This window comes from Halomonas sp. SIMBA_159 (assembly GCF_046536035.1).
GTDB classification, from domain to species: domain Bacteria; phylum Pseudomonadota; class Gammaproteobacteria; order Pseudomonadales; family Halomonadaceae; genus Vreelandella; species Vreelandella venusta_A.
The window spans coordinates 1-228 of sequence record NZ_JAWJBT010001854.1; the positions used below are offsets into that span (position 1 = coordinate 1).

Sequence of the window (228 nt, forward strand, 5' to 3'; positions counted from 1 at the left end):
GATGTCGACCTGGCCGCCACCGAAGTTGACGGCGTAGAGGCCGCGCTTCACCGAGCCTAGGATCTCCTGCGGGTCCTTGTCGCCGTTCAGCATAACGGTGTTGGTCATGCGCGGCATCGGGATGTGCGCGTAGGATTCGCGCCGCCCGTTGCCGGTCGGCTGATGCCCCATCAGCCGGGCGTTCTGCCGGTCCTGCATGTAGCCGACCAGGCGGCCGTCCTCGATCAG

General features: G+C 66.7%; 1 protein-coding gene. It reads right to left on the reverse strand.

The genetic code is table 11. The annotated features are described in order from the left end of the window. The coding region (locus tag R0J87_RS25600; RefSeq protein WP_498889822.1) for a metallopeptidase TldD-related protein at window positions 1-228 on the reverse strand (228 nt) is incomplete at both ends.